20 protein-coding genes are annotated in these 24,094 nt (G+C 57.7%); 16 read left to right on the top strand and 4 right to left on the bottom strand.

The genetic code is table 11. The annotated features are described in order from the left end of the window. The first annotated feature begins 1 nt into the window (after position 1). The 7 genes from M5R41_02900 (at position 2) to M5R41_02870 (ending at position 4,343) form a co-directional block, all read left to right on the top strand. Complete coding sequence (locus M5R41_02900) at positions 2-235, top strand: hypothetical protein (GenBank protein ID MCZ7555339.1); 234 nt, start codon at positions 2-4, stop codon at positions 233-235. Further along, positions 225-1,199 carry an HU family DNA-binding protein gene (locus tag M5R41_02895; protein ID MCZ7555338.1) on the top strand — a complete coding sequence of 325 codons (975 nt, stop codon included), beginning with the start codon at positions 225-227 and terminating at the stop codon, positions 1,197-1,199. The genes M5R41_02900 and M5R41_02895 overlap by 11 nt, the downstream gene beginning before the upstream one ends. Positions 1,200-1,234: 35 nt before the next feature. Then, entirely contained in the window at positions 1,235-1,918 is a 684-nt protein-coding gene (locus M5R41_02890; GenBank protein ID MCZ7555337.1) for a MotA/TolQ/ExbB proton channel family protein, read from the top strand. Further along, positions 1,915-2,343: a biopolymer transporter ExbD gene (locus tag M5R41_02885; protein ID MCZ7555336.1), complete on the top strand. Its 429-nt coding sequence runs from the start codon at positions 1,915-1,917 to the stop codon at positions 2,341-2,343. The genes M5R41_02890 and M5R41_02885 overlap by 4 nt, the downstream gene beginning before the upstream one ends. Then, a complete protein-coding gene (locus M5R41_02880; protein ID MCZ7555335.1) occupies positions 2,324-3,175 on the top strand; it encodes an energy transducer TonB in 852 nt (283 codons plus the stop codon). Before M5R41_02885 ends, M5R41_02880 begins: the two co-directional genes overlap by 20 nt. Positions 3,176-3,348: 173 nt before the next feature. Further along, on the top strand, positions 3,349-3,819 hold the full coding sequence (locus M5R41_02875; protein MCZ7555334.1) for a hypothetical protein: 471 nt from the start codon (positions 3,349-3,351) through the stop codon (positions 3,817-3,819). 59 nt (positions 3,820-3,878) lie between these two features. Beyond that, entirely contained in the window at positions 3,879-4,343 is a 465-nt protein-coding gene (locus tag M5R41_02870; protein MCZ7555333.1) for a hypothetical protein, read from the top strand. Between the two features lie 95 nt (positions 4,344-4,438). Here the strand turns inward: M5R41_02870 and M5R41_02865 are convergent, their stop codons facing one another. The 4 genes from M5R41_02865 to M5R41_02850 form a co-directional block, all read right to left on the bottom strand. Beyond that, positions 4,439-7,858, bottom strand: coding sequence for a UvrD-helicase domain-containing protein (locus M5R41_02865; GenBank protein ID MCZ7555332.1), 3,420 nt, complete (start codon positions 7,856-7,858; stop codon positions 4,439-4,441). After that, entirely contained in the window at positions 7,851-10,547 is a 2,697-nt protein-coding gene (locus tag M5R41_02860; GenBank protein ID MCZ7555331.1) for a PD-(D/E)XK nuclease family protein, read from the bottom strand. The genes M5R41_02865 and M5R41_02860 overlap by 8 nt, the downstream gene beginning before the upstream one ends. Then, positions 10,544-11,110, bottom strand: a complete 567-nt coding sequence (locus M5R41_02855; GenBank protein ID MCZ7555330.1) for a dual specificity protein phosphatase family protein — start codon at positions 11,108-11,110, stop codon at positions 10,544-10,546. Before M5R41_02855 ends, M5R41_02860 begins: the two co-directional genes overlap by 4 nt. A 99-nt stretch (positions 11,111-11,209) precedes the next feature. Beyond that, positions 11,210-12,088 carry a hypothetical protein gene (locus tag M5R41_02850; GenBank protein MCZ7555329.1) on the bottom strand — a complete coding sequence of 293 codons (879 nt, stop codon included), beginning with the start codon at positions 12,086-12,088 and terminating at the stop codon, positions 11,210-11,212. Positions 12,089-12,758: 670 nt separating this feature from the next. Between M5R41_02850 and M5R41_02845 the strand changes: the two genes are divergently transcribed. The 9 genes from M5R41_02845 to M5R41_02805 all read left to right on the top strand — a co-directional run bounded on the left by M5R41_02845 (position 12,759) and on the right by M5R41_02805 (position 24,089). Then, positions 12,759-13,646, top strand: a complete 888-nt coding sequence (locus tag M5R41_02845) for an NmrA family NAD(P)-binding protein (GenBank protein MCZ7555328.1) — start codon at positions 12,759-12,761, stop codon at positions 13,644-13,646. A gap of 218 nt (positions 13,647-13,864) precedes the next feature. Beyond that, positions 13,865-14,311, top strand: a complete 447-nt coding sequence (locus tag M5R41_02840; GenBank protein MCZ7555327.1) for a DoxX family protein — start codon at positions 13,865-13,867, stop codon at positions 14,309-14,311. A gap of 281 nt (positions 14,312-14,592) precedes the next feature. Then, positions 14,593-15,768, top strand: coding sequence for an efflux RND transporter periplasmic adaptor subunit (locus M5R41_02835; GenBank protein ID MCZ7555326.1), 1,176 nt, complete (start codon positions 14,593-14,595; stop codon positions 15,766-15,768). Continuing rightward, positions 15,765-18,929, top strand: a complete 3,165-nt coding sequence (locus M5R41_02830; GenBank protein ID MCZ7555325.1) for an efflux RND transporter permease subunit — start codon at positions 15,765-15,767, stop codon at positions 18,927-18,929. Before M5R41_02835 ends, M5R41_02830 begins: the two co-directional genes overlap by 4 nt. Continuing rightward, a complete protein-coding gene (locus tag M5R41_02825) occupies positions 18,926-20,233 on the top strand; it encodes a TolC family protein (GenBank protein MCZ7555324.1) in 1,308 nt (435 codons plus the stop codon). Before M5R41_02830 ends, M5R41_02825 begins: the two co-directional genes overlap by 4 nt. A 272-nt stretch (positions 20,234-20,505) precedes the next feature. Then, positions 20,506-20,904, top strand: coding sequence for a response regulator (locus M5R41_02820; GenBank protein ID MCZ7555323.1), 399 nt, complete (start codon positions 20,506-20,508; stop codon positions 20,902-20,904). Next, positions 20,835-22,469 carry a response regulator gene (locus M5R41_02815; protein MCZ7555322.1) on the top strand — a complete coding sequence of 545 codons (1,635 nt, stop codon included), beginning with the start codon at positions 20,835-20,837 and terminating at the stop codon, positions 22,467-22,469. Before M5R41_02820 ends, M5R41_02815 begins: the two co-directional genes overlap by 70 nt. Further along, positions 22,435-23,661, top strand: a complete 1,227-nt coding sequence (locus M5R41_02810) for a hypothetical protein (GenBank protein ID MCZ7555321.1) — start codon at positions 22,435-22,437, stop codon at positions 23,659-23,661. The genes M5R41_02815 and M5R41_02810 overlap by 35 nt, the downstream gene beginning before the upstream one ends. After that, complete coding sequence (locus M5R41_02805; protein MCZ7555320.1) at positions 23,658-24,089, top strand: hypothetical protein; 432 nt, start codon at positions 23,658-23,660, stop codon at positions 24,087-24,089. Before M5R41_02810 ends, M5R41_02805 begins: the two co-directional genes overlap by 4 nt. The last annotated feature ends 5 nt before the right edge of the window (positions 24,090-24,094 follow it).

Genomic DNA, 24,094 nt, shown 5'->3' with positions numbered 1-24,094 from the left:
CATGTCACGATCCGCTGATATCATAGTGCGACTCGCAGGACGGCTGCCCATCAGTCCGGACGAGATGATACGCTTCACCGCCGGCCTGGACGTGTTGGTGGAGGAAATGCTGCGACAAGGTGAAGACGTCGAACTGATGACGCTTGGCACCCTGAAGACAGAGGCGGGCATTCGCAGTTTCGTCCCGCACACATCCCTGCTCCCCGATACGCCGGAGGAACGCCATGGATCGTGAGCAGCTCGTGACGGCGCTTTCCGAACGCCTGGAGGTACCCGCGCACAGTATTCGCGTCTTCCTCCACGCTTACTTCGATACGGCGAAAACGCTTATTCGTGCAGGTGAAGTGGTGGACCTGGGGGGCTTGGGCAGTTTCGAGTACATCCGGGACAACTCATCCGGACAGATTCGCTATTATTCCCCGTTGCCGCGGCAAACCGGGACAACGGTCAGAATGCGCAGAGAGGATTTCGTCGTACCGTTGCATGCAGTCACCCAGGTGCACACGACGAACACCACTCCGGTAGATGTGGCGGAAATCGTGACCGAAGTCCTGACACCACAGCCGACGGTTTCGTTGCGGAGGTACGGCGACAGAATTGATGCGTTCGACGATTCTGCTGCCGAAGAGGCAGACGAAACGGAGTTGCCGCTGCCATCTCCCTCGGAAGAGGTGGCGTACGCCGAACGGGATGAGGCAGGAGAAGACGAGGATTCGGCATTTTTTTCGGATGCATCGTACGAGCAATACGACGATGAGAGCGAGGACGCGGTCCATTACGCCACTCCGTCGGACTGGCCGGACGGCAGCGCTTCGGAGCAGCCGCGCAGCTTCGCATACGAAGCAGCATCCGTACACGACACCGTTCCTGTGAGCGATGGCGGGAAGCAGCATCAGGCCGTGGAAGCGGCCGCAGACGTCGCAGCCGTTTCAGAGGTACCGAATATTGTTCTTGCGGAAGAAACAGAACATCAGGATTTTTCCGACGGTGACAGTTTTTATAAAAACCGCGATCAACTGTTTCATCCCCCGGAGAAAAAGACCAGCCGTGGACTGCTCATCATCGCGGTGCTGGTGACTCTCTGCGTCCTGGCGATCATCCTGTACCTGGTGTATTCCGATGCACCCGTTCACGAACTGCCGGGTATCGACCCATCCACCGGTCATTACCGGCAAGCGCCAACCCTGTTTCACACATGATAAATTGAAGAAATCCCTCACCAATGGAGACTCCGATGACAGTGTTCGATCTTTTCCTCAAAGGCGGAATCATCATGTGGTTCATTCTTGCCGCCTCACTCATTGCAACGTATCTGATCGTGCAGAAGCTCATCACCCTGTCCAAGGTGAAGGGCGATGGCGGCAAGTTCATTCTCCAGATCCGCTCCGTTCTGAGTAAAGGCGATGTCTCCGCCGCGCTTTCCTTATGCTCGCAGGCCAGCACGCCGCTGTCCATGATTTTGCGGGCCGGCCTTCTGAAAATGAAGGGATCGCATCAGGATGTCAAGGATGCGGTGGAGAGCGCAGCGCGCATGGAGGTGTACAAACTCGAACGTGGATTGGGTTTACTCGCTTCCATCGCGGGTATCGCTCCTTTGCTGGGGTTTCTTGGAACAGTGACGGGCATGATTTCGGCTTTTCGTGTGATCGAAGTCAACGAAGGCGTTGTCAATCCGCAGATACTCGCTTCGGGAATCTGGGAAGCGCTGCTGACAACCGCGTTCGGATTGATCATCGGTATTCCGGCGTATTTCATGTACAATTATCTTTTGAACCGCGTCACCCGTTTCGTGTTCGAGACGGAAAACAGCTGCAATGATTTCCTTGACATTGCGCAGGGGGAGCAACGCAAGGCGCAGATCGCAGCCAAGCGTGCGCAGATGGCGCGTGAGGCACAGACACAGGGGCAGGCGCGATGAAGATCGAACTGTCCACCGCGAATAAGCCCTTGTCGGTGTTCAGCTACTCCTCGCTGACCGACATCGTGCTGCTTCTGCTGATCTTTTTTCTCCTGACCTCCTCGTTCATCATCACCGAAGGAATCAAGGTGACGCTGCCGCAGGCGCGCAACACCACGGCTTCGGAACAGCAGCAAGTAGTCGTGACCTTGCTCAATGACGGTCGCATGTTTCTGAACAACGAGGAAGTAGCGCGTGATGCTTTCAGCGAAGCCCTTCGTGCCGCCATTACCGATCCCGAGCAGCAGGTGATCGTGTTGTCCAGCGACCGCGATGTTCCCCTCGAGCGGGCGGTCTTTGTCATGGACGAGGCCAAGGGAGCCGGAGCGACGAGATTCTTTGTCTCCACCAAACTACAGGACGGCAATGACGGTGAACAGCGTTGATGCGAAAAGCTGGGGTATTTCCATTGGTCTGCACGCGATACTGCTGTTGATCATGATTTTCTGGGCAGTGTTTACCGACATACGCAAACTGCCGCTGACACTGGAAATCACCCTTGTCGAGCCGGAGCCGGCAGCTGCTGTCACGCGCGAGTTCGAGTCTGTAGCGCGCGTGCAGCCCCGCCAGCAGACCGCGGTCAGTTCCACGCCCCGCCGTTCACAGACATCAAGCGTCGCGCAACCGGCGGCGCGTCAGGCGCCGTCGCGGCAGACCGTCGCCCGCGAAGCCGGTGCCGACCGCAGCGCGCCGTCCACCACCGTTCCGCCGCGCGATCTCCGCGGTGGTGCGAATCCTGTAGAATTCTCTGATTTCGGAGGCGGCAAACAGGAACGTTCGAGCGGGAATGTGACCGGAGATGTCACGCGGCGCGAATCCCGTGAGCAGGGACTTTCCACTTCATCGCAGAGCTCTGACAACGTCACCGGAGCCGGCAGCGGCACCGAGCGCTCCATCACTGCCGATCCCGGTACACTCAGCGCCACGCCACGCTCCAGCGCCAACATTCAGTGGGATGGCGGCCTGTCACGCAATCGCATCGCGGGTATTTTGCCGGCCTTCCCGCCGGGCTCGACGCGCGACGCCACCGTATCCGTGCGCTTCCGCGTGCGTCCCGACGGCACTATGTACGGCATGACCGTTATACAGAAAGGCGAGGCGGCGTACGAGCGCGCCGCTCTGGACGCCATGCGCACATGGAAATTCAACGTCCTCCCCTCCTCCGCGCAGCAGGCGGATCAGGTGGGCACGGCGACGTTTACGTTCAAACTGCGCTGAGTGGGGGCGCAGAGCGCGGGACGTGTGCATCCCGAGCGATGAAGTTCACCTTCATCAATACCTTCATCAGGACGTTCATCAATACCCTGCGGATCTGGGGACGCGGATTCGCCTTGTTCCATGCTTCCGTTTCGCTGTAGATTGTTGTGATTAAGGTCATCACCGAACGAATAATGAACGCCCGTACCCGCTATCACAGCTCCTACAGTCTGACCGTCGTTTTTCTCCTCTTCCTGGCAGAGTTTGGCATTCCCCTTCTTGCCCAGAACGGGAGCCGACCCCAGAGGACAGACGAGGTGATGCAGAGTTTGCGCAAAGATGTAGCGACCTACCTCTCGCGCAGTGTTCTGCCGGCGCTGACCTCGTTCAAGCAGCAGTTCGATGCATCACTGAAATCCGTCGATCTCGCGAGGCTCGAGAACCTGCGGAAACAATCCCACGTTTTACTCGATCGCATCGTGACCCATGAACAGGAATTTTCCAAAGCCCGTCGTGGAAAGGATTTCAAGCGCGCACTGGATTTTCGGTCTCGACTCGAGGGTAATTTCGAGACGCGCAAGCGACTTCTCGGAGAAGCACAACGCATAGGCAGTCGCTCCGGCCCTGCCTGCCGCTGCTGCAGTCGAGGCTGGATTCCGCGATAGAGATTTGGCAAGCGGGCGCCGTACGGATTTTCATTGACTGGTTTGCCAGGAATCAGGCGGTGATTCGTCCCATCATGACCGACGACAGTGATCGGGCCGTGGTGGATTTCATGTCTGCGGCGAAGGATCTGCGTCTCGAGGAGATGGCCGAGAATGCCATTCAGTATTTTCTCCTGTGGGACGGATCCGACTTTGTACCGGAGATTTTGGCGGGCGCTTTGCCGGAAACACCGTTGAGCAGGACTGGTCCGTCGCGCGAGCGTACGATTCTGTTCGACACCTGCTCCCCTTCAACCTTCTCTACGAGCACGACGCTGCGTTTCACTCTTCCGGACGCAGGCAGGACCAGAATACAGGTTTTCGACTCCAATGGACGACCGGTGACAACGCTCGTCAATCAGGATTTGCCGTCCGGAAAACACACCACGACCTTCAGCGCCGAAAAGCTTGCGCCGGGTACGTACTTCTTCCTCCTCACATTTCGTGATCTCAGCGATGTGCAGGTGGCGCAGCTTGCGCGCTAGCATCGCTCCGCCGGTACAGCGATCACTCTTCCGTTGACCAGAGACCCTCGCCGCGGCGAATGCCCAGCGTGGACAATGCTACCCTGCCCGCACCGTTACACAATTTCCCGCCATTCCGACATCAGAGGAAAGTACAGACCGAGGCGCTGTGGCCGATGCTCCAGCGCGGAGACAATCTCGGCATAACGGCGAAGTTGTGGTGTGTACGCTTCGACTTGCCGATGCAAAAATTCATCGCGCCCGGCACCTTCGTGCAGAGCAGTTTTATAGTCGATAATCCAGCGCGTTCCGTCATCGTCCACAAAGCTTCTGTCGATAATCACATTGCGCACAATCCCGTCGAGGACCGCGCTCAATCGCCATTCCTGCTTCCCTCCCGGCCATCGCCGCAGTATCCACTGTCCGCGTTCATCCGCAAGGGTGTTGTGTATCGCCAGCTCGGCCGTGGCGATGCTCTCCTGCGTTCCGCCGGGAAGCTGTACATCACCCAACTGACGGGTGATGATGCGGTGCCGCTGGTCTGTGCCGGATTCGTTCCAGAATGCCGTCCCATGCTCAGCCAGCAGAGCGAGCAACCCGTGGACGATGATGCCGGCAGCACGTGCCTGCTCGCCTGCGCGGAATGGCGAGGAGCGTAATTCCTCCGCGACTGCCGCCGCCCGTTCCTGACGCGGAAGCTGTACGGCGGGAGGCCATGGCGGCGGAGTCCACGTGGCGGCGAAGCGCATGAGCAACTGCGGTGTACGCGGTTGCGTTCCCGTGCTCAACGCCGTAGTGTTGCGCCGCGAGGCCAGCGCCACGTCGAAACCCTCGCGGCATTGTCTTTCGAGCACGGGCCAGAGGTCAGAAAGAAATGAGCCTGCTCTGGGCGCGGAGAGTACCCTTTCTCCATTCTTTTCTTTGGACTTGAGATTCGCGGTCAGTACGAGCCGCTGCTTCGCCCGTGTCGTGCCAACGTACAGCAGGCGCAGCCTTTCGTGCTCGTCCCGCTGTTTGTTCGAATTCCTGATCCAGGTATAAGTCGGGTCCTGCCCTTCGCCCCGCTCCGCGACGGGCGCGAGGAGGAAATCCGCCGCACCCGCGCGCGTGCCATGCTGCCAGAGGATGAGTTCGTTTTGCGCCGGTCGGGACGTCGCATCCAGTCGGGGCATCAGTACCGTATCGAATTGCAGGCCTTTGGCCTTGTGCAGCGTCATCAACTGCAGATCGGCGTCGGCCAACGGATCGGGCGGCGCGTAGAGCTGATCGAGGCGCTTGTGCATTTCCCGATAATCCGTGAGTCCGCCACCTTCGTCGCAACTTTCAAGTATTGAAAAAAAGGCCTCCGCTGTCTCGATCGCTTCCTCGTCCGCGCAGGCGGGCCCACCCAGTTCCATCCAGCACGATTCCACCAGACTGCGCAGAGGAAGGCGTCCGACACGCTGCGTCGCTTTCTGCACTACGTCCATACAACGGGTAAGCGCGATCGCATCCGTCCCGTCGAATTCCCCTTGCGCAAGGCAGGAGTGGACCGCATCGAATACGGTCGTACTCACCCGGGCGTTCGCAATGCGGGTGAGCGCGGTGAGCGAGGCCCCGCACCAGGGAGCGCGAAGTACGGCATACGCGGAGAGATCATCGGCGGGATGCAGAAGTGCGAAGGTCAGCGCCTGAAGATCGCGCACCATGGGCGTTTGTGCGAGCGCCTCTATTTCGACGGCTCGGAAACGCTGTCCCGCTTCGCGCAAAGCGGCCGCGATGGGTGCGAGATGCGCGCGTGCACGGACGAGTATGGCCACAGCCGGATCGCCACCCGGTGCGGCAGTAGAGCGCTTCCGGTATTCGATAGCAGTCCGTGCAATGAAGGCCGCTTCCTCGCGTCTGTCGTCATCATAAAATGGAAAAAAGCTGACGACCTCGCCCGGCTGCGGTCCTTCCGGATCGGACATCCCTCCTGGAATGGACGATGCGTAGGACACCGCGCCGTTCTCCGCGTCGTCTTCGGGCGGGAGGAGGCGGGAGAACACCTCGTTGACCCAGTGCACGATACCGGGCGCGGAGCGGAAATTTTTTGTAAGACGCGATCGCTGCAACGGGACACTGCCGATGCGTCCCTCTTTCCAGGTACGGAGGAAAAGACCGACTTCCGCTTCACGGAAACGGTAGATGGATTGCATGGGATCACCGACAAGGAAAAGCGAATGCCCATCGTCGGGCGTCCATGCTTCCGTCAGACGCTCCAGGAGCGCAAACTGTCCCGCCGAGGTATCCTGGAATTCGTCAATGAGAATATGGCCGATGCGGTATTCCAACATCATGGCCAGGTCGGAAGGATGCAGGTCATCACCCAGAGCGTTCAGAGCCGCTGCGGCCACCTCGGTGTGATCCACGGTTCCCCGGGCGGCAAAGAGACGATGCAGTGAATCGTCCGCGTGCAGCAGAATGCCTATGATGGTTTCCAGCATGCCCCATTGCGCATCGCTGTAGCACACGTCCGGCAATGTGCGCGTCGCGGCGAGAAGTCGCAAGAAGGCATCTTCGCCTCCGAGCACTTCAAGAAAGTCCTGAAACTCCTTCTTCACGGGCTCACCCGGGAGGAAGCCGTGATTCTTCGTAATTCCTTTCGGACTCCGGAGTGTATTCGCATCCGTAAGCAGGAGCCAGGCCAGCGCCTGCCACCGCTCAAGGTTCCGGATATCCGCATCCGGTAACAGCTGCATGTCCTTCAGAGCCAGAACGGGATGTGTATCGGCGATGCCGCCGGCTCCCGCAAGTGTGGACGCAGCGTGCGCGGCAAAGCGCGGAAGCTGTTGGCACTGCGCCGGCATAACGGAGACGAGGGCGGCGAGGTGTTCTTCCACGATGCGCCGCAAGCCCGCCTCCAGGGTTTCACGCGCAACCGCGCCGCCGTCGCCCAGAACTTTACGCCACTGCTCCCGCACTCCGAGCAGCGACGCGATCCGGGTCTCGATATCGGAGTAGCGGTTGTCAAGGTGCACCAGCAGACGCTCGAGCTGTTCGCGGAAGCGCGGGTCGCGATGCTCCTCGTTGAGTACCCGTCGCGCCGCCTCGAGATGCAGATCCTCCGGATGATCACCGACGGACATCTGACCGCCCAATCCGGATCGCCAGGGCAACTGACGCGCCAGCCACCCATTGAGCGCGTCAATGGTCATGATGCGCATGCGGGCCGGGTGTCGTTCGAGATTCCAGCCGAATACGGCATCCCTTTTCAGAGCGGCGTCTGCCAATGTTCGTGTGACGCGGCGATGCGGTGGGACAGACTCCGGATCGTGATGGACGGAAGCGAGTGCGCCCAGAACGCGAACGCGCATTTCGGCGGCGGCTTTGCGCGTAAACGTGATGGCCACGATTTCTTCCGGGGCGTCCACGGCCGCAAGCAGGGCCAGGTAGCGTTGCACGAGCAGTTCTGTTTTCCCGGCGCCGGCCGGAGCCTGTACGATGAAGGAACGAGCCACATCCAGCACCGCACGTCGCGCTTCCGTATCGAGATTGAGAAGTTCGGTTTCACTCATCAACCGTACCCTCCTGGATGGGATTCTGACGGGAGAACTCGTCTACCCTGCATAACGCGTGAAAATCGCATTGTGCGCAGGTATCCGATCCATCACGCGGATCAACACGCGCATCTCCGTCACGAAAGGCTCGCGCCAAGGACTCGAGAATCTCACCCCACGATGCCAGCAACGTGGACCATTCCGTCGGGATCTCTTCCTTTTCGGCAAGTGATTCCGGTGTTTTCAGAGACGAAAAGCGGGATGGATCCGCCGCGATGCCCGTGTAGCCACATTCCGACCGTCGTACCGTGCCGAATGCCAAGGCGGATACCTTTTCCCCGAGGGTGATCGCATACAGGGGAAGTTGCGGTTCGAGGGGACGCCGGCTCAGCCATTCGGCATGGGATTTCTTTGAAGTCTTGTAATCAATGATCGCATACGTGCCGTCCTCCAGACGATCGACGCGGTCCGTCCGCAGCGAGATCCTCAATCCCGCGATGTCCGCTTCACAGGGTTGCTCGACACCGACGTCGGTGAACAGCTCGCGCGCGGCATCCACGCGCAGCATTTCCTCGGCGAGCCGCGTCACACATTCCATCTCCGCATGAACCATAGCGTCCGCTAGCCGTCCATGCTTCACGATGCCGGTGCGACGGAACACCGACGCCACGGCGTCGCGGATTACCGACGGGAGATCGGCAGAAAGCAGCGCGCGCTGATCACCGAGAGATTTCCAGATGGCGCCGAGCACGTCATGAATGAGGATCCCGCGATCCAGGGCCCGCACGCCATGCTCAGGGATTTCAAGGGTGCGAATCCCGAGCCGATGCGCGGCAAAAGCTCTGAACGGACAGCGCGCCTGATCGGTGAACACGCGGGAGCCCCCGGCAATCGCAGCCGGTACAGACAGCGGCGGCGCTTGTTCATCCGTGACATGCTCGGTATTCCTGTCAGACAACCGGTGTACGCGTCTGGCGAGCCGCAGCTCCGGAACATCCGCGTCACAGTCCTCCACCGCGCCAAGCAAGGGAGAGGGAAGCAACTCGCGATCATCCGCTGCCATGGCATGCGTCACAATCACGTTCTCCGAGGCATGGAACAGGGCACGCGTCACTGCTTCCATATCACGGGCGTGGATATCGACGGAAGCATCGGCGACTCCCGCCCGTTTCTGTACGGATAGTGGAATACAGGCAGCGGGTCTCGCGGCCGGCGGCCAGGATTCCTCTGTCATATCGCAGATACGCAAATGCCGGAATCGCTGCCCCAGTGCTTCGAACACACCCATGATTTGCACCGGCGCCCGGTGTGACTGCGGTTGGAAGATCATAGAGTGAATCAATCTGCGGAGCTGTGCGGCCGCGGCCTGCACGGACACCGGTCCATACAGCGCGTCGAAGCCCGCGAGAGAAGCGAGTTGTTCGTGGAAGCGGAGTTGTGCCTGATATTCTCTGCTTGTGAGTGACCGCTCGCCCGGCCAGCCGAAGGTCCGTAACATCTCCGCCATGAAATCCGCCCAGGCGGAAGGAAGACGTTTCTCATTCGGGATTGCATGCGAGAGCAGCGCGTCCAGAAGAGCATCGCCGCTCTCCGACTGGTACGCCCGACCTAGACGTTCCGTGAAGGACGACCATTCTTCTTCGGACAGGAGCGCACGGCGAAGTTCCCGGTCCAGCAGCGCGCGTGCGTTCCGCTGTGACGCATCTCCCATTACGAACGGCGACAGCAGGATGCGGCTCATTTCCTCTGCCCGCACCGTGGATGTGAGAGCATCGATGAGCAGAAGCGCCGCATGGACGAGGGGTTCCTCTGCCAGCGTCGATCCCAACGATAACTCGAACGACGGCAGCGCTCCTTCAGCGTCTTCCTTCCCGGCCGAGCAGGAGAGGACTTCCGCAAAGAGACGCTGCACCACGCCGCGCACATCCTGCAGTCGAGGAAATACGACAGCTATATCCTCTTCTCCCTGTTCGAGCAGCGATCGCGCCCACGAGGCCGCCGCGAGGATTTCTTCCTCACCCGTCGCATAGCGCATGTAGTGCGGCGACGAGCCGGTGCCCCGCGGATTCCAGCGCCACAGAACTGTACCTCGCGCTTCGAGCAGTTCCTGGATCTGTCGCAGGGCAGCCGTCGGAGTGCGTTCGAATCCGGCAAAGACCACATTCGCCGGCAACGCCAACGCTCCTTCCTTCAGCACATGCAGAATACTCCTCCATTGCGTGGAGGCAGGAGCGGTGCCGAAGGCCCGGCAGCGTGCCACCACCGCATCGCGGACCGCGATATAGAGACGTGTATCCTCGGTACTGTCCGCATGTATCCATGGCGTGAGTTGCCATTGCTGTTCGACGGAAAACGCATGTCGCAGAATAGCCGCAAGCGCGGGCACATGGACGGGCGCGTCTTCATGGGTCACTTCCCCGATAGCTTCCTCCCATACGGCGGTCTCGATACCCTCCGTCAGGGGGAGCATCGTCTCCTGCGACGCAGGGCCGGTGCCTGGCACTGCGGTGAGCGCTCCACGACGCACCCAGGAATTGAGCGGGATGATGTCCGGGGTTTCCCAGGCCTTCGCGCCGCACTCTTGTTTCCAGCGGATGTATTGTTCGCTTAACGCGTGTGCGAGTCGGGCCGACACGGTAATGATCGTACCGCCGTTTTCCGCGATGCTGGCAAGATCGGACCAATGCGCTATGGTTGCAGACATCATTCCCCGGGGATCCAGCGCTTGACGAATTCGCATTGCTCCCAGGTTTGCGGGGATGCGCTGAAACGCTTCGCGTCATCTCGGCGCAAACTCTCGATTGTGGCCAAAACCTCTTCGCCCGTCGCGTACGCGTGTCTGGCGAGCCAGCAACCGATTACGGTACCTGTGCGACCGAGACCACCCAGGCAATGAACATACACCAGTTCCCCTTCCGCGATTGCCATGTCTATGGTATCGAGAATTTCCCTCATAGTCTTGTGATCGGGCACGGACATATCCTGCACAGGAAAGCGGCAGATGCAAACGTCCCGGTCTGTAGCGAAAGCCTGCTCCATCAATGCGTCCGTGTAGTCGACCACGGCCACTCCGGCGAGGGTTATCTCGTATCTCTCCACAAGATTGATGATTCTGGATACGCCGCATTCGAGAAGCCGCTGAAGCTTCGAAGCTTCTTCCCCGGGATCAGTCGAACCCGGATAATATCCTGCAAGCAGAGATCCCGCTTTCACCCAGTAGGATCGAGGGAAAGGGCGAGGTGGTGACGGCTGTTGATCCCTGTAATTCATAGTGACCGTGTGTACTGAACTCTATCGTATAGAATACGGAACACACGGGCAAAAAAAAATCCGGCGGAGGAGCCGCCGGATGCACAACGCACGCTTCGGTTACTGCCCTGTCTGGACATCCCCTTCCGAAAGCAAGACCCGGGCAGGCCGGGTGCCGTCCAGGGTGAAATACACACCGCTACGGACAGTCACCGCCGAGGCAACATTTTCCGCGCGGGTTACCGCGAGCACGGCGATGTTCATACCGAAGCCATCCATGAGGTCGATGCTGAGTTCCGGTCCATACTGCAGGTAGCGCTGCCTGTTTGTGGCAAAACCGTAATTGCCTCCGAAATAATCGAGCGAACCGTTTTTCAGGGGCTCCACTGCAAGCAACAGCATGCTGAGAGAAATCGGTCCGACGGTACGCACACCGATTTGGGCCCCCAGGATAAGCTCATCGGAATAGCCGGCGTTTCGATTATTAAAGCCGAGGGCTAGTGCTGCGCAAGCGGGGAACGCTGTCAGACGGTGTTCCAGATTGAGAGAGAACAGCTGATTATACTCGCCGTCACCGGTCCACAGCCCCATTCTGTCCGACGTTTCCCCAAGCGGAAACGATGCGGTAATGCCGGTGCTGAACACGGTTGATCCATCGTGTATCCATGCATAGCGCAGCCCGGCTTCGACATCTCCGGGTGCCTGGACATTCGAGGTCAGACCATCCTTGGTGCGCAGAGAGAGCATCCGATAGCCAGGCAGGCGTACGGTTCCGGTAAGTCTCTCCGAATAACCATACTCACCGTAGAAAGCGAAAGAATTTTCGCTCAGATTCTCCAGTGTCACGGGTGTCGAACCCGCGAGATAGGTATCGGTGCTGAATCCACTCCATCCCAGATGCAGGTACGTCTGGCGCTGTGCTCGCGGCCAACCGGAGGAGAAACTTTGTGAGGAAACAAGAAGGAGGAAGAGCGAAAGAAGAAGTAGAGAGCGCTTCATACACGGTTTCCAGAAATTGTGGAGGAGTGGACAGCGTCGGTGGTAACGGCTGTGGCCTCGGACATCAATCCCGGGGTCGATAGACAAAATTACGGTTTATTTTACGTAAAACACAACGGATGCAGGATGTCGGATTTTCCCTGGAGTGGGCGATTCATGTATCGCCGCAGCAGCACGAGCCGAAGCGGAAGTGGGCGATTCATGTATCGCCACAGCGGCACGACCAGATGCGGAATGGTCACGCCGTTCATCGTTGTTCCGAATATCCCGGCATTCCCCTGGTCTTGAACACGATCAGATGCTTCGCGGGTTGGGAATAATCGAAACCCCGTAGGCGGCGGGTACTGAGTTCTTTGAGTCTCTTCACGGCATGCTCCCTGATTTGTGCAGGACACATGAAATATAATGCACATGCAAATCGTGAACGGCTTCAAGGCAGAAAGGCAGCCCTGTTGCCCGGTGCGCATTGCGTCATACATACATCGTACCCGGCATCTCGTTAGCCCGGTATTCGGTGACGACAGCTATTCGTATGCATGTGACGCGCGCAGTTGCGCGCAAAACTATTCCTTTCGGCTGATGACGAAATACCGTATCTTCCCGACGTACGACGTCACAAATCCAACGCGTTTACAGATCATCCTTCACCAACATCGAAAAGGAGACTGTCATGATTGTTCTCATGGGCGCATCGGGAAATGTGGGAAGTCAAACCGCACGCATTCTTCTCGAGCACGGGATGCGTGTCCGGGTGATCGGAAGGCATACAGCGCGCCTACGTCCGCTCGCGGATCTTGGAGCCGATATCGCCATTGGCGATGTTTTGGACAGCGAATTTCTTCAACAGGCGTTTCAGGGAGCGGGTGCCGCCTTCGTGATGACGCCGCAACGAAATGACGCGGAGAATGTCCGCAATCATAGCCGCTACGTCGGTGATTCCGTCATCACCGCCCTGAGGGGAAGCGGCATTACGCACGTTGTGCATCTGAGCAGCCACGGTGCACATCTTGCCGAAGGAACAGGCCCTGTCAAGGGGTTACATGATCAGGAGCAGCGCCTCAACAGCATCCCCGGTATCAACGTGCTGCACCTTCGCCCCACGTATTTCATGGAAAATTTATTGGCCTCCATCCCGCTGATTAAGCATAGCGGCATGATGGGCGGCGCTATCAAAGGCGATGTGCCGTTCGCGATGATCGCCACTCGCGACATCGCACCCGTGGCCGCGGAGGCGCTGATCGCAAGAAATTTCACCGGTGTCCAGATCCGGGAGCTCCTCGGCGAGCGCGATGCGACCCTGCATGAAACGGCACGTGTTTTTGGCGCCTTGATCGGTAAAGACGATTTGCCGTATGTGACGTTCACCTATGACGACATGCGGGAAGGTTTGCGGCGAACAGGATATTCCGACAATGCTGCCAAGGAGATGACGGAACTCGCCCGGGCTATCAACGAGCGCTTGATATGCGTCAACCAGCCGCGGAATTCATTGAATACGACTCCGACTTCCATCGAGGCCTTTGCGCCGACCTTTGCGGCTGTGTATCATGCGACATGAGGCGCTGTACATTTCCGCAGCTCCTGGTTTCCGGACACGTCGTGCCGCGGCCGACGGTGCGTCGCGGCACGACGTACGCATACGGGCACGCGAACAGAAAGCACCAGGGCTCATTGCTGTCTGAATTTTGTGCTCCAACGGAGCGACGCGAGCCATTTCGGCTACACATGATTATTTCCTTTGTAACCATCTGTCATTACGATTAACCGGATACACTCATGGCACAGTTCGTTTTCACTGAAGATCACTCCGCCGGCCTCGTCGCACGCATTACGCTTGCTGTTGTACTCCTCCCGCACGGTCTGCAGAAATCTCTCGGTATGTTCGGCGGGAAAGGCCTCATCCCCGCGCTCGATGACTTCGTGCTTCAAGGTATTCCCTACTATCTTGGAATCGCGGTGATAGCAGGCGAAACCATCGGGGTCATCAGCCTGCTGATCGGTCTGGCAGGGAGATTCATGGCGCTGTGGATAGCCGCGATAATGCTGGGAACGATCATCAAGGTGCATTACGCGTATGGCTTTTTCATGAACTGGAGCGGAATGAAAGAGGGTGAAGGCTTCGAGTATCATTTGCTTGTGTTCGGACTCGCCCTCATCATTATGATCGCGGGAAGCGGAACGGCTTCCGTCGACAGGGCCCTGACCAGACGGTACTGGGGTTGAACCGCGGGACGCGCCGGCGGCCACGAGCGTCACGGTCTCCCACTCTTCCGAAACGCCACAGGCGATGAGGAGCATGCCCGCACGGGTTACCGCTTGCGGCAGCTCGATTTTTTCGACATTTTCGGCCATTTTCAATACTCTCGCGCCATATCCCTGTACTTCGCCTGTGGGTGTGGCGCATCACCGCCATGGGCGATCCGTCGTACCGCTCCACCGCACCCGGTGAAACCAAATTCACGAAAAGCGGTGTTGGTTAGTATTACCAAAATTCAGACTATTCCATGACAGAACATCATACACCATCACCCTCCACGCCATCAAGGCGAAAGTATTATTACTACGCCCTGCCCATTCTCATTCTCGGTGCCGGTTTCGTACTCATGCAGGTGTTGGCGGGAATGAAGGAAGAACCGCCTCGCAGACCACCCGCGAAAATGGTCAAGCCGGTGGACGCCACCGTCATTCGCCTTTCTGCCATGGCAGTGGAGATCGAGGCGTTAGGCCGCGTCGTGTCCTCTCAACCTGTGCAGTTGATCAGCGAAGTGAGCGGCCTCGCCGAAACGGGCGACGTTCCCTTCAAGCCCGCACAGCGATTTCGTCGGGGACAGGTGTTGTTGCGGATAGACGACAGACAGGCAGAGCTGAATCTGAACAGTTCCAAAAGCGACTTCCTGAACGCGCTCGCTTCGGTGTTGCCTGAACTCAAAGTGGATTTCCCGGAGGAGTATGAAACCTGGCAGCGCTATTTTGATCGCTGCGCCTTCTACAGCATGCTCGAAGAACTGCCGGAACCGGCGAGCAGAAACGTGAAGCTCTTACTGACCCGCGCACAGGTCTACAAGTTATTTTACACAACCAAGAATCTGGAGATCACGCTGGAGAAGCACCGCATTCGTGCGCCCTTCGACGGCAGCATTGTTTCCACCACTCTCAGACCCGGTTCCTCCACCAGAAGCGGATCTCCCGTGGGCGAGATCATCAGCCTGGAGAATATGGAGATAGAACTCCCGATCCCGGCGTCCGAATTGCCCTGGCTGAAATCAGACGCGGAGGTGTTTCTGCGCTCCGGTGAGGATCGCATCTGGTCGGGTCGGGTCGCGCGTATAGGAACATCTGTCGACAAGCGCACGCAGACGGTGCCCGTATTCGTCTCGGTCTCTACTCCCGCCGGATTGATCGAGGGCATGTATGTAAGCGCCCGCATCCCGGGAAAGGGACTCGAGGCCGCTGTGCGTGTACCGCGTCGGGCGGTGTATGACAATCGCTACGTCTACCTTGTGCACGATGGAGCGCTCGTGCGACGTGAGGTTGATCTGATCAATTCCGGCGCTCAAAGTGTTTTAGTCAATCGCGGGCTCTCCGACGGAGATACACTCGTCACGGAACTGATGCAGGGTGTCGCTCCGGGCATGCCGGTACAGGCGAAGTTTTCCGGCGAGGAGGCCGGCGGACAATGATGCGTATCATCGCGTACTTCGTACAGCATACGGTCTGGACGAATGTACTCATGTTCGGCATCATCATCTTCGGTTTACTCTTCCTTTTCAACCTCAAGTTTTCCTTTTTTCCCGAAACGCGCCCCGATCTCCTGACGGTGCAGGTGGTGTTTCCCGGGGCATCGCCGGAGGAAGTCGAAGAAGGCGTGGTGTTGAAAATCGAGGAAGCCATAGACGGTCTGGAAGGCATCGATCGTGTCACCTCGGTGTCACGGGAAAACTTCGGTCTCATCACTGTCGAGGTGCTTCCGAAAGCCGATATGGATGTGGTGACGGCGGATGTTAAGAACGCGGTGGACCGGATCAATTCCTTTCCGCTCGGCAGCGAAAAGCCCATCATCTTTGAACAGAAATTTCGATCCCGCGCACTTTCCGTTGTCCTGTACGGTGCGACAGATCTTTACAATCTGAAGTATTACGCGGAGCGTTTCCGCGATGATCTGCTCGCGACACCGGAAATTTCACAGGTGGATATCGAGGGAGTACCGCTGCTCGAATTTTCCCTCGAGGTATCGGAGGAGGATTTGCGGCGGTACGGAATGCGTTTCAGTGAGCTCGCCTCCGCGGTCGCCTCGGAAAACATAAACCTTTCGGGCGGGAAGTTCGATACACAAGATGAGGAAATCCTCATCCGCGCCAATGCCAGGAAGTATTTCGCGAAGGAATTATCCGATCTGGTCGTGCGCGGTGGAGCGGATGGTCAGGTGATCCGACTGGCGGACATCGCAGGCATACACGAACGCTGGGAAGATGTTCCCGACCGAAGCTGGTACAACGGACAACCGGCCGTCATTCTCAACATAGACAAGACTCGCGAGGAAGACATCCTCGCAATCGCCGGCACAGCAAAGCGCCTCGTTGCTTCCTTCAACGACAATCATCGCGAGATTCAATCGTACGTCCTGGATGATCGTACCGTCGCTCTGAGTCAGCGCCTGGATCTGCTGATCAACAATGGACTGATGGGGCTTGCGCTGGTCATCATCACGCTGGGATTTTTCCTGAATCTCCGCCTCTCCTTCTGGGTTTCGGTCGGTATTCCCTTTTCCTTCGCGGGCATGTTCATCGTGGCCGGCTTTGTCGGCATAACCATCAACGTCATCTCGCTGTTCGGTATGATTGTTGTGGTCGGTATTCTTGTTGACGATGCCATTGTCGTCGCCGAGAACATCTATTCCCACTACGAGAGCGGCAAATCCGCTCTGCTTTCGGCCATCGACGGAACGAAAGAAATGGTGGCGCCGGTGACGGCGTCGGTGCTTACCACCATTATTGCATTTTCGCCGTTCTTTTTCCTGGAAGGTTTTCTCGGGAAATTCATCTGGCATATGGCGCTCGTGGTGATCGCCACGCTGGCGTTTTCTCTCATCGAATCGTTTTTCATTCTCCCGGCGCATCTGGCGCATTCCAAAGGTCTTCACGCCCACCGCGAGGATGCTCCCATACGGAAACGCATAAATGGTTTCATCGAATGGATGACGCATCGCTTTTTTTCTCCTTCCCTGCGGTTCGCGCTCGAGCACAAATGGCTCACCGTTGTGACTCCTGTCGCCGCCGTCCTCATCACTCTCGGACTTCTTCGCGGCGGGCATATCGGCGTTACCTTCTTTCCCTTTATTGATGGTGACACGCTTCCGGTAAGCATATCATTGGTTCCGGGACGTCAGGAAGCCGATACGGATTCTCTGCTTCGTCTCATCGAGGCCAAAGCCTGGAAATTGAACAAAGAGTTGAAATCGAAGCGGGAAGACGGGAAGGACGTCGTACTCGGCATCAAGCGTGACATCGGAAGGAACGATTTCGGCGAAAATGGCAGTCATGTTGGTATGATCACGCTGCAACTCCTCGACAGCGAAGAGCGTGATATGGACACACCGCAGCTGGCAAACATGTTGCGCGATGCCGTTGGTCCGATTCACGAAGCGCAAAAACTGACCTACGGCAGGATTGGATTTTTTGGAAAACCGGTCTCCGTCAGCTTGCTCGGTTCCGATCTCGAACAGCTGTCAAAAGCGCGCAACCGGCTTGTTGGTGAGCTGAACAATTTACCCACGCTCAAGGATGTCACCGACTCGGATCAGGAAGGACGACGGGAAATTGATGTGCGACTCAAACCGCGAGCATACGCTCTGGGCCTGACCCTGCGTGACGTCACAACACAAGTGCGTCAGGGCTTTTTCGGACAGGAGGTGCAACGGATACAGCGGGGCCGCGACGAAATCCGCGTCTGGGTGCGCTATCGTCCGGAGGACAGGTCGTCGCTGGGTTTCATTGACCGTATGCGTATCAGAACGCCGGATGGTGCGGAATATCCCTTCTCGGAGTTGGCCGAATATTCCATACAGCGCGGCATCACAACGATCAATCGGCTGGAAAACATGCGCGAGATAAAGATCGAAGCGAATCTCGCCGACCATAATGCCGATCTTCCTCCCATACTCGGGCAGATTCGCGAAGATATCCTTCCGCCCATACTTGCGGGTGTGCAAGGTGTGCGGGCCTCATTCGAAGGCCAGTCCCGCGGCCAGGAGAAATCCGTGAATTCCATGCGCTCCGCATTTTCCGTGGCATTGCTGGCGATGTTCATTCTTGTCGTTCTCGTATTCCGCTCCTATGCGCAGGCGGGTATTGTGTTCAGCATCATCCCGCTCGGTATACTCGGCGCGGTGTGGGGTCATGGTATCCATGGTGTACAGCTCAACACGCTGTCGCTCTACGGGTTGATCGCACTGGTCGGTATTATCATCAACGACAGCATTGTCCTGATTGATCAGATCAACAGAAACCTGCGAGCCGGCATGCCGGTTTTCGAGGCCGTCCACAAGGCAACGGTGGCGCGACTCCGACCCATTCTTCTGACAACGCTCACCACCGCCGTCGGACTCGCTCCGCTCATTCTCGAGACCAGCCGACAGGCGCAGTTTCTCATTCCGATGGCGATTTCCGTGGCCTACGGATTGTTATTCGGTACTTTTATTCTGTTGATGGTCGTCCCCGCCACCTTTCTCGTGGTCAATCGCCTGCGAAGCATCTGGCATGTGCGGATTCTCGGGAAGCATCTTACTCCGGAAGAGGTGGAGCCGGCGGTCATGGAATCGCGGAGGCTGGAGGCACACCGATGAAAGCGTTCATGACTGCTCTGATCCTGCTCGTCGCTTCGGTCAACTTCCGCGCTACGGCACAACACATGACACTCGAAGACGCGGTTGCGATAGGCCTGGAGAATAACTACAGCATCCGCATTGCGCGCAACAGCGCCGATATCGCGATGAATACTGCGACGTTCGGAACCTCCGCACTCCTGCCGACACTGGATGCGTCGGCATCCGGATCGCTGCTCGACAGCAGACAGCAAACCAACTCGCCCTTCAGTTTCGGTGACAGTGAGACCCGCTCGATGACGGCACAACTCTCTCTCAATTGGACGCTGTTCGACGGCTTCCGAATGTTCGCCGACCGCAACCGCTATCACGCTCTGGCCCGTCTCGGCGAAGAACAGGCGAGAGCCGGCATCGAGGCAGCGGTGACATCCATCGCGCGCGCATATTTTTCCCTCGTACAGCAACAGCAGCTCGAACTGGTGCTTCGGCGTTCCCTGGAGATTTCCGCGGTCCGTCTGGAAAAGGAACGCGTACGCCGCGAGCTTGGTGGTTCGCTGACAACGTTGCTCACCGCTGAAGTCGCCTATGCGAGCGACTCGCTTGAATTGCTGCAACAACAACTAGCCGTGGATATCGCACGTCAGGAACTGAATCTGAATCTTGGCCGCCCGGCGGACACTCCCTGCGAGGTCACGTCCGTCATAGACGTCCGGGGCACGGACAAGGAACGGGATGAACTTTTCCGGCTGGCGCGGGAGCGTAATGCCGCGTTGCGTATTGCAAGTGGAAATCTCACGGTTGCGCAGGAGGATGTCACTGCGTCCCGCTCCGGTTTCTTACCGCGACTCGGCCTGTTCGCGACATGGGGGTATTCGGACCGCCTGGTCGCGTCGAGCAGCGAACGTTTCTCACAGGACATCACAACACAGAGTGCCGACGCAACGGTGGGCTTGAACCTCTCGCTGAATCTCTTTAATGGCCTGCGCAACAGCACGGAATTGCAGAACGCCGAACTCGTGCGTGAAAACCGCCGACTCCTGCTGGAGGAAGCACGTCTGCGTGTCGATGCCGATCTCCGCGCACAGTTGTTGACACTCGATGCGCGCCTGGAAGCCACACGTCTCTCGGAACGCAATCTCGATGCCGCTCGTCGCAGCCTGGATCTCCATCTCGAACGCTACAACACAGGCGTCATCAGTTCGCTCGAATTTCGTGACGCACAGTTGCAGTACGTGCGGGCGGAAGCCGCGAATATCACCGCGCGCTACCTCGCGCGCGTTGCCCTGATCGATGTTCAGCGTACCACGGGGGATCTGCGCTTCTGATCCGCTGAGAGTGAGAAACCCGACGGCCTGCGGCAGCAGCCACAAGGTGGCTCTCGCCGGCGCTTTCCTGTCCGTCTCCTGACGGCTTCCCCGGCGAGCAAAGCTGTTTCTCTTCATCGCACAGATCCTTCTCCGACCCGCCGTCCTAGCTTCCGGCGCACTCTGGCGCTTGTGCTTCCCATCATCGTCGTTAAGCGCATGATCGCTCGGGACTATGCACTCTCGACACGACTGCGTATATTTTCGTTTGTGCCTGAATGCAGAAACGATGGATGACCATGAAGCAAGCAATTTTATGCGTCGACGATGAAGTCATTGTTCTCGATAGCCTCAGAACGCAATTGAAGAACAATTTCGGTGAACGCTTCCGGTATGAGATCGCCGAAAATGCCGACGAGGCCTGGGAGGTGATCGAGGATCTCGTCCATGGCGGCGTCACGATTCTTCTCATCGTTTCCGACTGGCTCATGCCTGGCATCAGAGGTGACGAGTTTCTCGTGCAGGTCCATCAGCGGCACCCTGAGATCGTGACGTTCATGCTCACGGGACAGGCCGACCACGTCGCGATAGAGCGTGCAAAACTCGAAGGTGGTATGCGGGCATGCATCCTGAAACCCTGGCGCGAAGCGGAGTTGATCGACATGATCTCCGCCGCGATGGTGCTGTCGTGAGCAAGCCCGTCATACTCTGCGTGGATGATGAGGACATGATTCTCATCAGTCTCCGGGATCAGCTTCGCAACCATTTCTCCGACACCTATCGCATCGAAGTCATCGAAAGCGGTGACGAAGCGCTCGAAGTAGCGCGCGCACTTCTGCGCGAGGAGATCGATATTCCGGTGATCGTGTGCGATCAGATCATGCCCGGCATGAAAGGGAATGAGTTGTTGCGCCACATCCATGCCTTGAGTCCCAAGTCCTTCAACATCCTCCTCACAGGACAGGCCGATGCCGGCGCGGTGGGAGACGCCGTCAATTACGCCAATTTGTATCGCTACATCGCCAAACCCTGGGAAGAGACCGATCTGGTGCTTACCATCAAAGAAGCGATCAGAAGCTACTATCAGGACAAAAAACTCGAAGAACAGAACGTCGCTCTTCGCGAAATGAATGAGAATCTCGAGCGCCTCGTGCAGGACAGGACACGCGAAGTCGTCCGGCAAAGGGATGAGATTCACCGGCAGATGAGCAACATCGAAACACAGCGCAAGGATCTCGAAGTACGAAACGATTTCATCCGGCGGATTTTCGGGCGGTACGTCAGCGACGAAGTGATGGTGCGGCTGCTCGAGGACCCGGAAGGGTTGCAGTTCGGTGGCGAGCGACGCGACATTTCCGTGCTGTTCTCCGATCTCCGCGGCTTCACGACGCTGACGCAGCAATATCCTCCAGAGACCGTGGTCCGGGTACTGAATCGCTACTTCGAACGCATGGTGGCCATCATTTCAGCGTTCAACGGCATCATTATCGAGTTTCTTGGTGATGGCGTCATGGCGGTATTCGGAGCTCCCAGGCGTCTGCCGGATCATGCCGAATGCGCCGTCGCCTGTGCCCTCGGAATGCAAAACGCGATGCGCGACATTAACGATGCACATCTCGAAGAACACCTTCCCTTGATGGAAATGGGTATCGGCATTTCATCGGGGGAGGTGGTGATCGGCAACATCGGATCGGAGAAACGCGCGAAATACGGGATTGTCGGAACACCGGCCAATCTCGCGGCGCGCATTGAATCACTGAGCACCGGTCAGCAGGTGCTGATTTCATCCGAAACGGTGCAACGCTGCACCGCCGCACTGCGCATCGACAGCACCTTCGACATTTCGGTCAAGGGCGTCCCGCATCCGCTTCGCATCTCGGAGGTTAGAGCAATCGGCGGCGCCTACTCCACCTCGTTTTCTCCCATACTCGCCGAAATGTCGCCCGTGCACGAAGGTGTGCAGGTGGAACTTGCGGTGCTCGACGGGAAATCCCTCTCCAACGAACGTATCAGCGCAGCACTTCTTTCCTGTTCCGTCCACCGGGCCCGCATTCGACCCGAGGTTGCGCTCCCCCGCTACAGTGATGTACGTGTCTGCCGCATTCGCACGGAATCAGAGGAACGCACGAGCGAAGTCTACGCGAAAGTTGTCACAGAAGCAGACGGGGAGTATGTTTTACGATTCACATCCATGTTCTCGACCGATGCGGAGAGTTTTATCAATGGGCTCCTACAGCGTCCGACCGTCGTTTCCTGAGTGTCTGCTGATCGCGTTGCTGTTCTTCAGCGCCGTTCCCCTGTCCGCACAGGATGGTGAGACCTCGATGTTCGGATCCTTTCAGGCAATTTTTTTCACGCAGAAATCGCGAGTCTCCGTGACGGACAACAACCGCTACGGAAAGTTCTCCCTCTCCGAGGAGCGCAGTTCCTTCGCGATCCAACAGCTCGACATCTTTCTCCATCGCGAAATCGACGACGAGTTCAGCGCCTTCATCGATCTCGAGTACCAGTTGAATTATTCATCCGAGCATCGGTGGGGATCGATGAGCGTGCAGGAAGCCTGGTTGCAGTATGCACCCATGGACGAATTCACCGTCAAAGCCGGACTGCTCTATCCGTCGTTCAATCACCTCAACGAAATCAAAAATCGACTCGCTCTGCTGCCGTATATCTTTCGTCCGGGCGTGTATGAACGTCTGCTGAGCCGGCTGTACAACTCCGAAAACTATATCCCGGAACACGCATTTCTGCAAATCCACGGTGCTATCCCATTATCGAAAACCTTCATTGACTATGCGGTATACACCGGCAACGCCGAGGCGTCCTATATCACGAGAATGGGCCCCGATGGAGCACTCGTCAGCGAACGGAATCAGAATTTCGAGTTTCTCAGCGGTGTGGATCCCACGGACGTGAAACTCAAGCTGTTCGGCGGCAGGGTGGGAATGCGTTCGCGCGACGAGCAGATCAAAGCCGGCATATCGTGGACGCACGATTACGACAACTTGCGTGACACCTTGAGCTACATGCCATCCATCATCCTCCCGCGGGCGGACCTCGTCGGTGACGCGCCGCGCAATCGTCTCGGTGCCGATCTTTCCGGATCGATCGGTCCCGTGCAATTCGAGGGTGAATACATCGGCGTGTTTTACGATTATGAGAAAGCGGAGCGTCTCGGTATAGACATGTCGCTCTCCTTTGTCTATGGTATGCTCGGATATTGGTTCACGGATCAACTTTTTCTGTACACATCCGGCGAGGCCGGACACGGGACCTTCGGCGAATCCTGGCGGCACACCACATTCTCGGTCGGTGCCTCGATGAAGCTCAATCCCTCCGTCACCGCAAAGGGACAGTTCATCGTTCATGAACAGTTGTATGACAAAAATTTTCCTTCGGACAAGGCAGTGCTGAAATTTGTGTTTATCGGCCTGAGTGTGCTGCTATGAAAATTCCGCACCTCACCTTCGCATTGCTGCTCACCGCGCTTCTCCTTTCGGGTATGGATGCGACCGCGCAAACCGTCGTGATTGTGCATTCTTCCGTGAGCACGAAAAATCTCGGCAGCAAAGAACTCATGGATATTTACACCCTGAACACCTCGCGCTGGGAGAGCGGTACGCGCATAAATGTCTTCGAGCTCAAATCCGGTCGGGCCAAGGAAGCGTTCCATGAATTCATCGGTATGTCCGAGGAAGAATTGAAGAAGATCTGGCTCCGCAAGCAATTCACCGGCAAGGCCCGGCCGCCACGGTCTGTCCCCACCGAAGAAGCGCTGATCGATCTCGTCGCCGAAACCGAGGGCGCCATCGGGTATGTCAGCGAGCGATCACTGAAAAGCGGAAAAGACGTCCGCATTGTTGCACGCATCAGGTAAACACG

It is taken from the genome of Bacteroidia bacterium, assembly GCA_027493955.1.
Lineage (GTDB): Bacteria > Bacteroidota > Ignavibacteria > SZUA-365 > SZUA-365 > JAOSJT01.
Note: the sequence above shows the minus strand (reverse complement) of the source record. Positions and strands in the feature narration are given on the sequence as shown.

Bases quoted from the DNA above. Each gene is read 5' to 3' on its own strand.
- M5R41_02855 (MCZ7555330.1), bottom strand. From the start codon at position 11,110: ATGAATTACAGGGATCAACAGCCGTCACCACCTCGCCCTTTCCCTCGA.
- M5R41_02865 (MCZ7555332.1), bottom strand. From the start codon at position 7,858: ATGAGTGAAACCGAACTTCTCAATCTCGATACGGAAGCGCGACGTGCG.
- M5R41_02815 (MCZ7555322.1), top strand. From the start codon at position 20,835: ATGCATCCTGAAACCCTGGCGCGAAGCGGAGTTGATCGACATGATCTC.
- M5R41_02850 (MCZ7555329.1), bottom strand. From the start codon at position 12,088: ATGAAGCGCTCTCTACTTCTTCTTTCGCTCTTCCTCCTTCTTGTTTCC.
- M5R41_02885 (MCZ7555336.1), top strand. From the start codon at position 1,915: ATGAAGATCGAACTGTCCACCGCGAATAAGCCCTTGTCGGTGTTCAGC.
- M5R41_02900 (MCZ7555339.1), top strand. From the start codon at position 2: ATGTCACGATCCGCTGATATCATAGTGCGACTCGCAGGACGGCTGCCC.
- M5R41_02875 (MCZ7555334.1), top strand. From the start codon at position 3,349: ATGAACGCCCGTACCCGCTATCACAGCTCCTACAGTCTGACCGTCGTT.
- M5R41_02845 (MCZ7555328.1), top strand. From the start codon at position 12,759: ATGATTGTTCTCATGGGCGCATCGGGAAATGTGGGAAGTCAAACCGCA.
- M5R41_02890 (MCZ7555337.1), top strand. From the start codon at position 1,235: ATGACAGTGTTCGATCTTTTCCTCAAAGGCGGAATCATCATGTGGTTC.
- M5R41_02805 (MCZ7555320.1), top strand. From the start codon at position 23,658: ATGAAAATTCCGCACCTCACCTTCGCATTGCTGCTCACCGCGCTTCTC.
- M5R41_02830 (MCZ7555325.1), top strand. From the start codon at position 15,765: ATGATGCGTATCATCGCGTACTTCGTACAGCATACGGTCTGGACGAAT.
- M5R41_02880 (MCZ7555335.1), top strand. From the start codon at position 2,324: ATGACGGTGAACAGCGTTGATGCGAAAAGCTGGGGTATTTCCATTGGT.
- M5R41_02895 (MCZ7555338.1), top strand. From the start codon at position 225: ATGGATCGTGAGCAGCTCGTGACGGCGCTTTCCGAACGCCTGGAGGTA.
- M5R41_02825 (MCZ7555324.1), top strand. From the start codon at position 18,926: ATGAAAGCGTTCATGACTGCTCTGATCCTGCTCGTCGCTTCGGTCAAC.
- M5R41_02810 (MCZ7555321.1), top strand. From the start codon at position 22,435: ATGGGCTCCTACAGCGTCCGACCGTCGTTTCCTGAGTGTCTGCTGATC.
- M5R41_02860 (MCZ7555331.1), bottom strand. From the start codon at position 10,547: ATGATGTCTGCAACCATAGCGCATTGGTCCGATCTTGCCAGCATCGCG.
- M5R41_02835 (MCZ7555326.1), top strand. From the start codon at position 14,593: ATGACAGAACATCATACACCATCACCCTCCACGCCATCAAGGCGAAAG.
- M5R41_02840 (MCZ7555327.1), top strand. From the start codon at position 13,865: ATGGCACAGTTCGTTTTCACTGAAGATCACTCCGCCGGCCTCGTCGCA.
- M5R41_02820 (MCZ7555323.1), top strand. From the start codon at position 20,506: ATGACCATGAAGCAAGCAATTTTATGCGTCGACGATGAAGTCATTGTT.